Raw genomic sequence first — 14546 nt, forward strand, 5'->3', positions numbered from 1 at the left:
GGAGAAAAAGGCAACTACAGTACACAGCGTATTAAATTTGACTCTAATCGCTCTGATTAAATTTTCGTTACATAGTTATAAATTTTCCCGCCCACCTACTTAGATAATCAATAGTCGAATCTGAATTTCCTGCATCGTAGGCTTTGAGCAATAATTCTCCTGTAAGATAGTCTACTGCCCCATAGTAAGTTTGTTTCTCTCGCTCATTAATAACTGGAACCGCAATTTCTGAGTCTGTTTTCCCCCAGACATAGCCGCTTAAGTCTCCCCACATTAAATGACACTCATCAATTAATAGTACTCTTAGCTTTCCTGTTTCGATTTCGTAGCAGTGGTTTGCCAACAATAACTGAATCTCTTTTTTTTTCTGCAACAGCCTCTGCATCGGCTTTCGGATTTAGCTTTGTTGTTTTCTTCCAACTGATGTCAGCTGCATCGAACAAGTTATAGTAACTTTGTTTTGACTCATAAACCACGTCGTATTCAAAAGCTAACTTATACTCTAGTTCTCCAAGCTCCCAACAGTCCTTGGTTTGCAACCATCTCAATACTTCTTCTCGTTGTTCGCTACGAAAGCGCGCTTTTCTTCCCTTTGTAGTTTAACCGTAGTCCATCAACTCCATCCTGCTCATAGGCTTGTTTCCAACCTGTTATCGAGCCTAAAGACACATCTAAAATAGTTTGGATTTCTTCGTACAAGTAATCTTGGTAAACCAACTTGACCGCCAAGGCTTTTCTTGCCTCACGGGCATCACGACAAGCTGCTATAAAATCTTGTAATTCAGCGATCGCAGTTGCCACTCCTCCAGGTAGTGTTGCCGTTTGTAGATGCTGGTTGCTCATTGTCTGCTCTTACACTTGTACACTCATCCGTATTCTCTCGTAATCTTTTTCAAAAATCAAATAGGATTCCTATATCTCATTGAATTATGAGAATAGAAAATTAATGTAAGGCTAATTTGAAGGTAGACATTGCTCATCAGAACTGGTGAGCAATGCTATATTATAGCGCTACTTATCCTCTCTTACAGGCAATGGCAGATCCATAATCTCCATCAGCAAATCGAGGCGAGAAGGACGAGTTAGCAATGGGATAAGGTTCGGTAAGCTGTAGTAGTCACCCGCGAAGGTAAACGTTTCTACAGGTGCTTGCTGCTGCTTGAGTTGAGTCTCCAGCCAGTTGTAATGAGTACCTACACGCACAATCACTACATTGGGGATTACCGCAAATTCTCGGCAGTAGGTTTTGTAGACTTCACTGAAGTAAGGTGTAGCATTTTCACCCTCATCAGTTACCAAAATAATTTGATCAACTACCTGCTTTTTCTTGCGCATTGCTTCCAATGCACAGCCGATACTAGTACTACCACCTGCCCTAATGTGCTGGAAAGCACGCTCCCAATCGGTTAATTCTTTACCTTTGGCGGTAATCGCATAAGGCATGGTATCGAAAGCGTAGACATATAATTCTGCTTGAGCGATACCAGAGATGAGAGCAGCTAGTTGCTTACCAACTGCGATCGCATTCTCCATTGAGCCAGATTTATCTACTAGTAAAGCAGTAGAACGAGCGATCGCACCACGGCGTTTCACCTGCTCGTTGGTGACTTTTTCCAACTTTGCAACGGTGTCTGCATCGAAATCTGCACCATCTGCGGCAATTTGTGCTTTAAAAGCTGCTACACGCCCATTCTTCGATGCTTGCTCCAGCTTGGCGTCAATTAATTGCTTAACTTGGGGTTGATCCATTGCACCCTTCGCCTGGAGAGACTTGAGGTTATTGATTACTTCCTGGGGAGTCATGCTGTTGATTAACGCCACCAACACAACTGGTGTAAGTTGCTTGATTGCACCAATTGCGATCGTGTAGGGAATGTTGAATTCCACAATTAGCTGTGCTTGTTCGGCGGGAGTTTCCGCCTTTGCAAGCTGCTTCAACACATGGGCTAACGAACCTTCTGGGGGAGTATCGCGGAAGAGAATCGCATTTGCCCGTTCATTGGGCTTAATGTGTAGCGAAGCATACAGGTGCTTCATCGCCTTACGTCCCCGCAAAGCCGCGCGATCAAATAGTGCAGGATTGCTTTCTCTGGCTTTGAGGTAACGTCGCACCGCAGTCCGAGCCGAACGAGGTAATTTATTTTGCTGCTGTTTCATGAAGTCTACTACACGAGCCACCTGATAAGGCGGAAACTCTTGCAGCATCATAAATCCAGCATCTCTGTGTTCAGTGAGATTACTATTTAACAGGTTAGCAATAAAGACTTCCTTATGGTCGCGGACATCACCATTGCGTTGATACCAAACCGCTAAGTGTCCGTAGAAAAGGGGATCTAATTCAACAATTAACTTATGAACTTCTGCGACTTGCTCAAGTTTGCGGTGAGGAGTTGTGAGCAAACTATTGAGCATTTCCAAGCGCAAATCGCGTTCTGCGGTATTCATAATAACCTCCTCTAGTTGTGATAAATGAGGAGGCAGATGTTGCACGCGGGCGATAAATTCACCGCGCAAGTTGTAGAAGCGTTGTAGATAACTGAATCAGAGTTATGTATGCTTCTGCGATCGGGGCGCGGCAACAACTGCCAATAATAAAGTTGGGAAATATCTATTTCTTCTCTTGGCGCACTTGGCGTTCTTGGCGGTTCATTTAAAAAAAAATCTCACGCAGAGACGCAGCGAAAAGTCGGAGCGCCGGCTTCCGGCGATCTGAACTTTTCAAGACAGAGGCGCAGAGAAGAGAGATAAGACTATTGCAGAGAAACAACGGCTCCTGTTTCTTCTAGCTGTTGCTTAAGGATTTGAGCAGCTTCTCGATCCAATCCTGTCTGCACGACTTTAGGAAGAGAGTCTACAAAATCCTTCGCTTCCTTCAATCCCAAGCCAGTTACCGTCCGAATGACCTTGAGTAGGGCAATCTTTTTCTCTGGCGGAACCGATACCAATAACACATCAAATTCCGTCTGAACTTGTAATGGAACCTCATCTTCATCTCTTCGTTCAATTTGAATCAGCTTCGGTGTGGAAATATCTACATTGAAGGTTGCTTCAATCTGCTTGACTAGTTGAGAAGTTTCGTTGAGAGTTAGAGATTTGATTTGTTCTAAAATTTCTAAAGTTTTCACAGACATGGCAACCTCCAATGAGTTGCAGTTAACTCATAATTGATAATGAATAAAAACACTTCGTGCAAGTTGAAAAAGCTGTTGATTCACACACAGGATTTGAACCTGTAATAGCTTGATTATAAGTCAAGTGCCTGTTCCAATTCGGCTAGTATGTAAGCTTTTTCGGTTAGGGCACGAAGTGAAAATTTTATTGTTTAGAAAGTAGTTTTAAAATAACTCGAAGCTCTTTCTTGTTACATTGTCGTTTACTTACAGCATAAGATGATAAGCTGTAATAACGATGCCAAACAATATGGGCTAAACCTTTTAAACTATCCTTTGTATCATCATTTGACTGTTGGGGAAAATTTCCAAAGGTAATGAGATACCAAATATCATTCAGTTTTTGGTATTCATGATAATCATCAATGATGATAAAGTCAGTTTCTTGCTTGCTTGACCACGGCTTGCTAGGTACTTCCTCGACTGCACAAAGAATCCCAGTATCAGGATGGATATAGAAGCGATCGCGATCGCGATAAGCCCAACCAAACGGAGTTCGATATCCTCGGTAAAGCTTCCGATAAACGACACCATCAATGATTTCTACATGACGTTCAACGTAATCCCAGATATGATTGATTACGTGCTGTCCTGCCATTGTATTGCTATCTAATCGCTGACAGAGTTCGCTGTAAACATCGTTCCAAGGCTGTCCGACTTTGGAACGCAACAGCCGACGCAAGGGGCCAAGATGATCTGAAAGATACTTTGATTTATATCTAGTTTTAATCAAGTAATGATTAAATAATCCATCCTCAGTTGCATCTTGGGTGAGTTTGTATAGTTGCTTTTTATAGCCTGTTTGCTTTTTTAGAGGAATTCTTGCTCCACTCCGAGGACGCTCAATCACAATTTCGCTCAAACGATGTTCGCTCATAACTTATGTAGTTGAAAGATATGTAGTTGAAAGATAGGTTTACAGATTGATTTGTTAGGCTACATAAGTTTGCTGACATCATAAAATTCACCTCCATATATGTGATTGAGTTCAGGTAATAAATTAATACAATTGGCATCATGGGAATTCCGCACAAGTTAGCAAAGCAGTTTTGCACATTTGCCTTTACCATTTTGGCTACGCTCCCATGAGCGGAAGCGACAGGAATCGAACCTGTATATCCTTGCGGATAGAGTGTGTATGCTTCACAAGTTAGGGCGCGGAATAAAGCTAATAATTCGTAATTCGTAATTCGTAATTCGTAATTCGTAATTAAGCTAGTCTCTCACAAGAAAATTTCACAACTAAGGCATCAAGAAAAATAAGTAGTGCGAGCATCTTGCTTGCTCGCGCGGGCAAGATGCCCGCACTACAAATATTAAATTCTTCAACTTATACCAATTAGAAAAAAGAATGCGACAGATTGTAGGGGCACTGGCACTGCCATGCCCTCTAGAATATTTTGATGTGTCGCAAAGATTATTTGAATTGGTATTATTTTTACACGACTCCTAAATATGAAAATCTCTCTTTCCTAGCCCCTAGTCCCTATTTTCAAGTTAAATTTAATTTGGCATTTGGAAGAAATTTCTCCGTGCAAGTTTAACAAGCTGTTTACAGCTACGGCTGCTCTTACCAAAATATTGGCAGTGGGCGCGCATATTAAATCTGCGAGAGATTTAATCATGCTTCGCTAGTTCGATCGCTCGAATTTTACTACCTTAGAACCGTTATCAATGTGTATGTATGCTTCTTATATTCGGGCACGGAAAATAATCATAAATCAGGCAAAAAGTGAGATTTTACCTCTCTTCCTTCTGCCATCTGCCTCCTTTAACCATAAACCGCTTCAGGACGAATAATCAAATCACCGCTAGGACGGCGATCTATTATGTAAGTTTCCAGGCGATCGCGATTTACATCCAAATGACGAGCCACCTGTTCTTTAACTGCAACATCATTCATCCCGGCGTTAACTCCTAGCTGTGTTTCTGTCACATCAACAGAACGCCCTTCAAATCTAATATGTACCATTGTCATCACCTCCTTTTTAATTACGAATTGCTTTCTTAATTTTGAATTTTGAATTTTGAATTTTGAATTGGTATTAGTGGATCTGATCGGGATTGAACCGATACCCTCCCTGTGAGAGTTACACTCACACCTCATGCGAGTTGAAAAAGCTGTAGGTTACAAACGCAGGAATCGCACCTGCAACTTATCGTTTTAGAGACGATCGCTCTACTAATTGAGCTAGTATGTAAGCTTTTTCTGTTAGGGCACAAGTGACATCCGGGATCTCTACCATTAGAGCTACAGACCCAAGTGTGCATAATTGCGATGCTGTAATTTATATCTTTGCAACTTGACTAGAAGTTAAAGCAAATGGAGCCGTTGGGAATCGAACCCAAATCCTGCAGCTGTCCGTTTGTTGGTTTCAGAGCAGTCGAACGCCAATCGCGACCCCAAAAGTAACATCTATGGTAATTGCAAGGTCTTGAGCAGTTCGAGTTTTCACCTTTGCGGAGGCTTAACTCTTGATACTACATTTGTAATACGAAACTTACAGGGTGTCAAGGGCATACTACAAATTTTTTGCAGCGTCTGAAAAATATGTCTGGATTTCAATACCTGAGCGAGAAACAGACATGTAGTATGCTCTAGAAAATTTGGTTGAGTGCGATCGCCAAAAGCGTTGGAGTAGCGATCGCATTTTCCGCTAAATATAAACAGTACTCGCCTAGCCCCTAGTCCTTAGCCCCTTCTTCCTGCTCTTTCGCTGAATCTTGCCAAGGTGAAATAGGTAATTGAACTATCGACTGTACAGCACAACCTTCTAGAAAAATGGGAATTCTGCCACAGTTAGGACATTTCATTTCATCATCTTTGCTATCAACTTTATTTTTTGGTTTAGGTTTAGAATTTTGAGGTGTTAAAAAAATTACTTCAATAGATAGTGGAGTCGAGCAACTGCGACATTCGCAAATTATTAACTGCCCAGCTTCACTGCTTTGGTAGATTTTAACGTGTTGGGTAGGAAATGACTGTTCTGTTTCTTCATATTGTGATTGTACGTCATCCAACTTCCTGGGCTTTGGTGTGTTCATCTTGCTTCCTGAGAGATCGTGATTTTGTAAGAAATTTCTAGCCAGCGTAAAAGAATCCTTAATAATACACTAGTACAGCTGAAAGTAAACTGCTCAGTCAGGGCGAGTGCTTAATAGCTGGCTAATAATCTCATCTTCCTGACCAGAGACAAATTTGGCAAAACGCTGTGCTAATGGTGGTATGAGAACTAAGGGATTACTGAAGCCAGAAAAGATATGCACCCCTGCAAACCCTGGAATCGCACCAATTATAGGTAGACGATTAGGAGTAAAAGCGACTAAAGAATGATACCAAGTCCCTGGTAAATTTGCTAACGCGGGTAGAATCTGGCTAATGCTGCTGCGTAACCACTGTTCGCTTGCTTGGGCGTTGATTTTAGCATGAGGATCTGTGAGAGTGCGGCTAATTTGTCCTAAGCGCAAGCTACCATCGAGAAATTGAATTGCACCTGCATCTAAAATCGGTGGTGCTGGCTCATTTCCTGGTTCATCCCATAACAAGTCAATTTGGGTAGATTGTGCTTCTAATTGAAAGCGTTGGATAGTTGCTGGCATTACCAAAGTATTTAAGCGCAAATCTACAGGCGGAGTTTCAATAATTTCTGCATGGGTGAAATATAGTTTAATTGGTATCCCCGCAGCTTTTAATAACTGTCTGCTAAGTCCACCTGCACAAATCACTACATTAGCGCTGGTAAAAGTTTCGGTAGCTGTTTTTACACCACTGCTTAATACCTGCAAGACTTGTGATATCTGCATTTCGCCGCCAATACGTAAAAAAGCTTGGATGTAAGCTTGTAATGTTTTTTCTGGTTGAATATGACCGTGCTTGACAGTTAAAGCACCAGGAATTCCATCTCGATTTAGCAGTGGTTCTAATTCGCCAGCTTCTGTAACTGTGAGTAATCGGGGAGGAATGGCACAATTAGCATAAGATTCAGCAGCTAATTCTGGGTCTTCATCCGTGGGAATAGTCAATAATAAGTCTAATTCGCGAAATTCAATATCAGCGTCTAATTCTTGGGGGAGAATTTGGTAACGCGCGATCGCATCTGCGCATAGTTGGCGAGTTATGGGTGTATTACCTGACCAATAAGCCAATCCACCATAACTATAGCGGGTTGCATTATCAGGTACTTGGTTTTGCTCTAACAACAGCACCGAAAAGCCTGTTTTTGCTAATTCATAAGCAACTGCTGCGCCTGTAATTCCACCACCAACAACAATCCAGTCGTAAGTTTTCATTAATATGTCGCTTGTAAACGGCTCAACAGATATTCTCCCGCAAGGATGGGAGGATCGATGGGAGAATGATAATTTCGGCAACTGTCAAGACAAGCAATCTCTGTATCATCATTCGGATGGCAGAAAAAAGCTACAGAATAACGAGACTGTTTCATTGTGCGATCGCTAGGATTTATTACCCGATGTTTTGTTGAGCAAAATACATGATTTGTCCAACGTTGCATTAAATCGCCAGTATTGACGATTACTGTACCGGGAATTGATGGCGCTGCTATCCATTCTCCGGTTATAGTTTGTACTTCTAATCCGCCGATATTATCTTGGAATAATAAAGTAATGCTGCCATAATCGGAATGTTCGCCAGCACGTACTTGTCCCGGTTTAGGCGTTGTTGTTAACGGCGGATAATGCAACAATCTTAAAGTATGATTTTGTTGATTGTGTTTAGATGTAAAAAAATCGTCTGGTAATTCCAAAGCTAAAGCAAAAGCTTGGAGGATTTTGTTGGCTAATTCTGTACAAGCATCATAAAATTCGACTGTATTTAATTCGGTTAAAATTTTTCCGAGATTATTTTGTTTGCTAATATTAAAGGCTTCTTTTAAATCTCCTGGATTATTTGGGTTAAGGCGTTCTCTTTCTATGCCAACATAGCCTGTATTGCTAAATTCATCGCTCCAAGCTAGCTGTTGTTTAATATGTAATGGTAAATTAAATAAGGCTTGACTCTGTTGGAATATTCGCTCTGCTGATATTCCATGATTTTGCAGATACATAAAGCCAATTTCATGGCAGGCTTGATAAATTTCTTTAATTACAGTTTGTTTGGATGTAGTATTTTGATTGAAGTGGGCTAAATTAATTAGAGGAATTATTACCATTTGAAGATTATGGGATTTATTTGTGAGGTTGAGGAAGAATATATTTTTTAACGCAAAGGTACGCGGAGGTTTGATGAGATTGCAGGATATTTGGAGTAAGGGAGAAGTTATTATAGTATTTTGAGCAAATTGGGTTTTTAGAGAATTGAGTTTAAGGTGATGAATATACGCGGTGAAGTTATTCAAGATTATCTAGCTATAGCTGAGGTAAATAGATTGGCTTTTGGACAGGAAAATGAGGCTAAATTAGTGGAGGAGATTCGTAATTCTGGAGGTTATATTCCTGAATTATCGTTAATTGCGGAAGTTGAAACTGCTGTAGTTGCTCACATTCTCTTTAGCTATATTGACTTAGTAGGTAAAGAAACATTACGGGTACTTGGTTTAGCACCTATGGCGGTTTTACCACATTTTCAACGACAGGGAATTGGTAGCGCACTGGTAAAGGCTGGTTTAGAAATAGCAAATGCGAGAGGCGAATCTATGGTGATTGTCCTGGGTCATCCTCAATTTTATAATCGCTTTGGTTTTGAACCATCAGTTAATTATAATATTGAGTCACCTTTTCCAGTTCCAGAAGAGTTTTTTATGGTTAAACCACTACAAGGTTATCAGCAGAACTATAAAGGTAAGGTTATTTATCCGCCAGCTTTTGCAACAGTATAAGTATTGCGAGCAATCCTCAATGATTCATAAATATTTCTTTTGGTAGAAGAGCGATCGCAATAATTTTATCTAGTGCTACAAAATATAAATTAATTTAACAAAATATTACTTAGGATAGTAGAGCGATCGCCTAAAAAACAAGATGGTTAGCTGTGTGACGTAACATCCATCATCGCATGAATACAGAACTATCCGTAGCTTGGGACAAGGTTCAAAGCATGATTAACGGATTCATCGCTTTGCTACCGAATATCATCTTGGCGTTGATTGTCTTTATCTTATTTCTATTTATTGCTAGCAGGATTAAAGTTGTTGTTAAGCGCTTAACTCGTAACCGTCGTTACGCCCGAAATTTAGGTTTAGTCTTGGGAAGAGTTGCCCAGGGAGTTACAATCTTGATTGGGTTATTTATCTCTCTTTCGATTGTCATTCCCACATTTAGAGCGGGGGATTTAGTCCAACTTTTAGGAATTAGCGGTGTAGCGATTGGTTTTGCTTTCCGCGATATTCTCCAAAATTTCCTAGCTGGAATTTTAATCCTGCTGACAGAACCTTTTCAAATTAACGACCAAATTGTCTTTAAAAACTTTGAAGGAACTGTAGAAAATATCGAAACCCGTGCCACAACAATTAAAACCTATGATGGTAGGCGGATTGTAATTCCTAACTCCGAATTATTTACCAATTCTGTAACTGTAAATACTGCCTTTGACAACCGCCGATTACAGTACGATGTTGGCATAGGCTATGGCGATGACATTGATGTAGCCAAGCAATTAATGTTAGAAGCCATGTATAGCATTGAAGAAGTTTTAAAAGAACCTGCTCCTGATGTTCTCGTGATGGAACTTGCAGAAAGTACTGTGAATATCCGCGTGCGCTGGTGGATTCATCCCCCACGCCGTATAGACGATTTAAAATCGCGGGATAAAGTGCTATCTGCGATTAAGAAAAAGCTGATGGAAAACGGAATTGATTTACCCTTCCCCACCCAGCAAATTCTCTTTCACGATCAAACAGAAGAAACAGATGGCGATCGCTCTCGTCAACGCGAAGGCTGGCCTGCGGTTAAAGGTAAAGTCCCAAAACCTCGCCGCATCAGCGATTCACTCAGGTTACTTGCTCAATCCCACACCTCATCAGATGGTAATCACAAAGTAGATTCTCACAGCAATGAATCTTAAAGAACTACCAAGGAATTTCTCACCGAGAGTTGAGTATAATTTGATTATTCATGTATTAGCTTGACATTTGGCATATCCAAGCGGGGGTAAAAACCTGGGGGGTTCCGCCAAAAATGCCAGAACCTTGACAAATCAATAATTACAGGGTTTCAATTCTTAGGGAAGTTGCCAATTTATTGCAATAAGGTAGGCTGAAAACGACCTTTTTTTTCGATCTGCCAAAATCCTTCCTAGAAAGTATACGGTGTATTAGTTTCAAGACTCAGGGGTTTCAACAACCTATTACCCCGCAAGGGGATTGAAACATGGCGGTGTTCACAAAATTACTAAAGCCTTTAACAGGTTTCAACAACCTATTACCCCGCAAGGGGATTGAAACCAATTATCAATTCAATTTTCTGCTCTTTAGTCCATGGTTTCAACAACCTATTACCCCGCAAGGGGATTGAAACATCGCTCAAGGTAAAGATGCCTGCATCAAATATCTAGTTTCAACAACCTATTACCCCGCAAGGGGATTGAAAGAAATAGGATTGCTGAATTAGGGGATGAATTTTGATTTATTGAAATTTTCTACTCCTCATACCAAACTGCAATCTAAAACCTAACATTGAAATCCACACAAGGGCGGGGAAACCCCACCCCTACCAAAATCTTAATTACATATCAAAACGCGGATTGATATTATTCTCTCTGCGCCTCTGCGCCTCTGCGTGAGATAAATCATCCCGCATTTATGCAACCCCAAGAAATATATGATTTTCAAAAAAAAGCGATCGCCTAACTACTCAATTACGAATTATTCCTCAGCTAATTGACTCACAATTCTGGCAAATTCATCTGTCATCCAATCATCACCAGTTTCACGATAAACTTCCAGCAACGACTTATAAAACCATAAAGTTTTTTCTCTACCAATTTTTAAATGACTCCAAACAATATCACCATATATCCGCGAATCTATTAATAACGATCTAGCATTATGCAACTTATCGGCTAAAGATACTCTGCGCACAGAAGCAGAAGCATGACGCAGATTTTCTAAATATCTATTTTTACGTTCTTGCCAAGGTGGTTTAGGTAAACTATCCCATTCTGTACAACCATCAATTATTTCCACAACTCTATCGCCAAAACGTTGACGAACATCTTCGCGGGTAGGTTTACCACCTTGGTCTTCGATACTATCATGTAACAAAGCCGCGATCGCTTCTTCTTCACTTCCCCCAGATTCTAATACTAAAGCCGCTACACTCATTAAATGCGTCATATAAGGAACGCCGCTAATTTTTCGGCTTTGTTCTGCATGTAAACGATTAGCATAAACTAACGCTGCTTCAAATTTTTCGGTCAATTTTACTGAATTCATAGTTTAGTTAATAATAATAAAGGTGAAATTCTTTGCTAACATCAGCCGCTATACTTTGGCGTAAATCCCAAGGCATAATCACCTCAACTTTTGGACGCCAAGCGCGTAAACGCATACTCACATTATTATCTCCATGTCGATAATAAACACGGTAGTAAGCATCATCACAAGAACGTGCAGCCAGAATTTTCAGTAATTCTTGCTGTTGCGATGGCGGTGTGTTTTGCTTAATTAAACGTTCAGCTTGGGAATAGGCGATCGCCTTAAAAGTATCGTGACGAAACGTATTGCGAATATAGCGTTCGTGATACTCTTTCTCAAATCGTAATAACATCAGCCGAGGTTCTAAATAAAAATCAAACCCCCAAGCTTTAGACATTTGCGCTTCAATTTCTTCAGGACGAGGTAAATCTGCTTTTTGATAACGCTGTTGTAGCACTTTGGGAATTGCAGAATTTGTCCATGCAATCGGCGTAATATTTTCAATTCTGTCTAACCGAAAGTTATACCAGTCATGATTGCGATCGGGACTTTCGCCAAAAGCACAAAGATAAACTGCACGTTGCACATAATATATACAAACTGGATAAACGAAACATTCTACATATTTTCCTAACCTAGCGCTGTTGTAATTAATAATAATTGCAGGTACAGGAATTTGTCCCCAAATTTCTCTCAATTTATGTTGCCAATCATCAACAGAGTCTATAGTAGTCCGAGGAATAACATAATCAAGTTTGAAGAAAAATCGCTGAATTCCACCAATTTTCTGCGAGAGATTTTGTGCGATCGCAGCTAAATCTTCTTGATTAACAAAGTTTAATTCATGACTATTAATCTTGGTAGAAGCTACTTCTATATTTGTCGTCATCGGACGAAAAGGTAAATTACTAACTCTGTGATATTGCTGCTGTTGATATTTCAGCCAACCTAATTCTTCTAAAATTTCTAAATCTGCTTGTAGAGAACGACGAGTTACCGCAAATAAACGCCGCTTGAGTAGTTCATCCAAATCAGACTCTGATTTGAGAGAACAAGGATTTTTCGCCACCGAAGGTTTTGTTTCCCCTACGGAATGAGAAATACTAAGATGAGTTAAGAGCGATCGCTTCCATTGCGATTGAGAAATTCCGGTTTTGCTATTAAATAACCACTCCGCCGTTGTTTTTGCACAAACACAATTAACATCATGTAACTGTGGTATTACATCTGTTTTCGGGTGTGTGGAACTAAAAAAAGCATCCCTCCAGCCAGCAAAAGTAAAACTATCATCCAGCAGCAAGCGATCTGAAGTTTCACCATAAAGCGAGCGCAACCATACCCACAATCGAATCGCGCGCAGCAGGTTTTGCTTGAGAGAACCTCGTGCTAACCATTGCAGCAATTCTACTTGCGGAACATCAGAAAAAATTTGCACCAGACAATTTCCTAGTTAATTTCAGCTACCAGCATAAACCCTTTTGGAAGAAGCTTCTTCCTCCATCATGTATGATGTATCCAATAATTAAAAGCTGGAAGCAATGGCTACCTAGAAGTATGAGTACCTACCACATTAATATAGAAGGCGATGTTTTAAAAGTAAAATTTGGTACACCAGCCTCCGGCGATCAAATAGTTCGCGATGCAGCATCACGTTTAGAGGAATTGATAGAATCAGGAGAAGTTAAGGGTGGAAGGTTGCTAAAAATCGATGGGCCAGCATCGCTACCAGTATGTTACCTAATCGCCCATAAAGTATCTCATCTTTATAGTGCGATCGCCATTTTCGACCCCAAAATTGGCAGAAAAGGGTATAAAACTTTCATTACAGCAGTTTCCCATACTCCAGCCTATAAAATAGGCGAACTTATTGAAACCGACGAACCACACAAAGATAAAATCAACCCAAAAGTTATAATTTGTGGCCCTCCGCGATCGGGAAAATCATGTCTGCGGGAAGGTTTAAAGCAAGCAATTTCTAACATTGAAGGCGCACCTTATCCCTATGTAATTACTGCTTGTCCTGATGGCGAAGGTGCATGGTTTTCAGAAGCCGCACAGCGCGATTTAGAATTAGCAACAAGACTGAAAGCTGAGTATAAAGCCAAGTTTACCCCAGAGTTTGCACAAAAAGCTGCGGGTTGGGTGCGGATTGCAAACACACCTCTAAATATCATTGATGTTGGGGGACAAATCACCGATGAAAATCGAGTCATCATGCGAGAAGCGACTCACGCCGTTATTTTATCTGGAAACAAAGAGAAAATTCCCCAATGGCAAGAATTTTGTGAATCTCTGGGATTGCGGATAGTTGCAATTATTCACAGCGATATCAAAGGTAAAGAAGATGCGATCGAGTCTGAGTTACCTGTGTTAACTGGTACGGTTCATCATCTGATGAGAGGAGAAGATGTCTCCGAACAAGAGATGGTACAGGCTTTAGCAAAATTATTGGTAGGTTTGGGTAAGTAAACAATGAATCAATTACCAGTTTCACAACAAGCAGCTTTATAAGTTATTAAAGAAGCCGTTAAAGTTCTGGCGATGTGGACTGACTCAAAACTAAAAGTTAAAGGTTCTTCAGGACTTGTTATGCTAAACTAACAGCTAAAATGCCAACTCAATAAGCACCTAATTCGGAAATTTTCAAAGTTTCTAAAACCGTAACCAGAGCGTTTAATGAGCTTGAGTTTATTATTAACGCCTTCCACAATACCACTGGTTGCACCATTGTCAAAATAAGCGATTATCTCATCCAACCAACGAATAATAGTATTGTTGCTACTGGGAAAATTATTATCAGCCACATCTTATATTTAACAGTAAGAAACTTGGATATAAACCCTCAGATTTAAAACTGACCCCCCAATAAGCAAAAAGCCCCCTCAATATATCAAGAGGAGGCATTTTGTGTTTATGAATAGACCTGGCATCGAGCTATTGTAGCAGGAGGCAACCCTCAAACTATCGTCGCCGCAGCAGCGTTTCACCTCTGAGTTCGGGATGG

12 protein-coding genes, 1 tRNA gene and 2 pseudogenes are annotated in these 14546 nt (G+C 40.5%); 3 read left to right on the forward strand and 12 right to left on the reverse strand.

What is annotated here, in order from left to right; all coding sequences use genetic code 11:
- Positions 1-100: 100 nt before the first annotated feature.
- The 9 genes and pseudogenes from AACW45_RS36940 to AACW45_RS36980 all read right to left on the reverse strand — a co-directional run.
- Positions 101-843 (reverse strand): annotated as a pseudogene (locus AACW45_RS36940) (IS630 family transposase); the annotation flags it as partial.
- Between the two features lie 168 nt (positions 844-1011).
- Positions 1012-2445: a hypothetical protein gene (locus tag AACW45_RS36945; protein ID WP_190638100.1), complete on the reverse strand. Its 1434-nt coding sequence runs from the start codon at positions 2443-2445 to the stop codon at positions 1012-1014.
- A 305-nt stretch (positions 2446-2750) separates the two neighbouring features.
- The gene (gene rplL / locus AACW45_RS36950) at positions 2751-3131 is read right to left on the reverse strand and encodes a 50S ribosomal protein L7/L12 (protein ID WP_190638101.1); all 381 of its coding nucleotides are present in this window, start codon (positions 3129-3131) and stop codon (positions 2751-2753) included.
- 81 nt (positions 3132-3212) lie between these two features.
- Positions 3213-3283 (reverse strand) — tRNA-Ile (locus AACW45_RS36955).
- A 32-nt stretch (positions 3284-3315) separates the two neighbouring features.
- Positions 3316-4047: a hypothetical protein gene (locus AACW45_RS36960; protein WP_190638102.1), complete on the reverse strand. Its 732-nt coding sequence runs from the start codon at positions 4045-4047 to the stop codon at positions 3316-3318.
- 894 nt (positions 4048-4941) lie between these two features.
- Positions 4942-5142 (reverse strand): hypothetical protein, encoded by a 201-nt coding sequence (locus tag AACW45_RS36965; RefSeq protein ID WP_190638103.1) that lies wholly within the window; start codon positions 5140-5142, stop codon positions 4942-4944.
- 713 nt (positions 5143-5855) lie between these two features.
- A complete protein-coding gene (locus tag AACW45_RS36970) occupies positions 5856-6215 on the reverse strand; it encodes a hypothetical protein (RefSeq protein ID WP_190638104.1) in 360 nt (119 codons plus the stop codon).
- A 93-nt stretch (positions 6216-6308) separates the two neighbouring features.
- Positions 6309-7460 carry an NAD(P)/FAD-dependent oxidoreductase gene (locus tag AACW45_RS36975; RefSeq protein ID WP_190638105.1) on the reverse strand — a complete coding sequence of 384 codons (1152 nt, stop codon included), beginning with the start codon at positions 7458-7460 and terminating at the stop codon, positions 6309-6311.
- On the reverse strand, positions 7460-8341 hold the full coding sequence (locus AACW45_RS36980; RefSeq protein WP_190638106.1) for an isopenicillin N synthase family dioxygenase: 882 nt from the start codon (positions 8339-8341) through the stop codon (positions 7460-7462). The genes AACW45_RS36975 and AACW45_RS36980 overlap by 1 nt, the downstream gene beginning before the upstream one ends.
- 159 nt (positions 8342-8500) lie before the next feature.
- Here AACW45_RS36980 and AACW45_RS36985 point away from each other — a divergent pair, with 159 nt between their 5' ends.
- The gene (locus AACW45_RS36985) at positions 8501-9007 is read left to right on the forward strand and encodes a GNAT family N-acetyltransferase (protein WP_190638107.1); all 507 of its coding nucleotides are present in this window, start codon (positions 8501-8503) and stop codon (positions 9005-9007) included.
- A gap of 176 nt (positions 9008-9183) precedes the next feature.
- The gene (locus tag AACW45_RS36990; protein ID WP_190638108.1) at positions 9184-10191 is read left to right on the forward strand and encodes a mechanosensitive ion channel family protein; all 1008 of its coding nucleotides are present in this window, start codon (positions 9184-9186) and stop codon (positions 10189-10191) included.
- Between the two features lie 799 nt (positions 10192-10990).
- On the opposite strand, the gene AACW45_RS36995 is transcribed toward AACW45_RS36990, so the two are convergent.
- Together AACW45_RS36995 and AACW45_RS37000 are read right to left on the reverse strand one after the other, a co-directional pair.
- Positions 10991-11560, reverse strand: a complete 570-nt coding sequence (locus tag AACW45_RS36995) for an HD domain-containing protein (RefSeq protein WP_190638109.1) — start codon at positions 11558-11560, stop codon at positions 10991-10993.
- 7 nt (positions 11561-11567) lie between these two features.
- Positions 11568-12980, reverse strand: a complete 1413-nt coding sequence (locus tag AACW45_RS37000; protein WP_190638111.1) for a TIGR03985 family CRISPR-associated protein — start codon at positions 12978-12980, stop codon at positions 11568-11570.
- A 116-nt stretch (positions 12981-13096) separates the two neighbouring features.
- Between AACW45_RS37000 and AACW45_RS37005 the strand changes: the two genes are divergently transcribed.
- On the forward strand, positions 13097-14011 hold the full coding sequence (locus AACW45_RS37005; RefSeq protein ID WP_190638114.1) for a CRISPR-associated protein Csx3: 915 nt from the start codon (positions 13097-13099) through the stop codon (positions 14009-14011).
- A gap of 128 nt (positions 14012-14139) precedes the next feature.
- On the opposite strand, the pseudogene AACW45_RS37010 reads toward AACW45_RS37005, so the two are convergent.
- A pseudogene (locus AACW45_RS37010) lies at positions 14140-14331 on the reverse strand (transposase); the annotation flags it as partial.
- Between the last annotated feature and the right edge of the window lie 215 nt (positions 14332-14546).

The sequence above is a fragment of the Calothrix sp. FACHB-168 genome (assembly GCF_963889195.1).
Taxonomy (GTDB): Bacteria; Cyanobacteriota; Cyanobacteriia; order Cyanobacteriales; family Nostocaceae; genus Aulosira; species Aulosira anomala_A.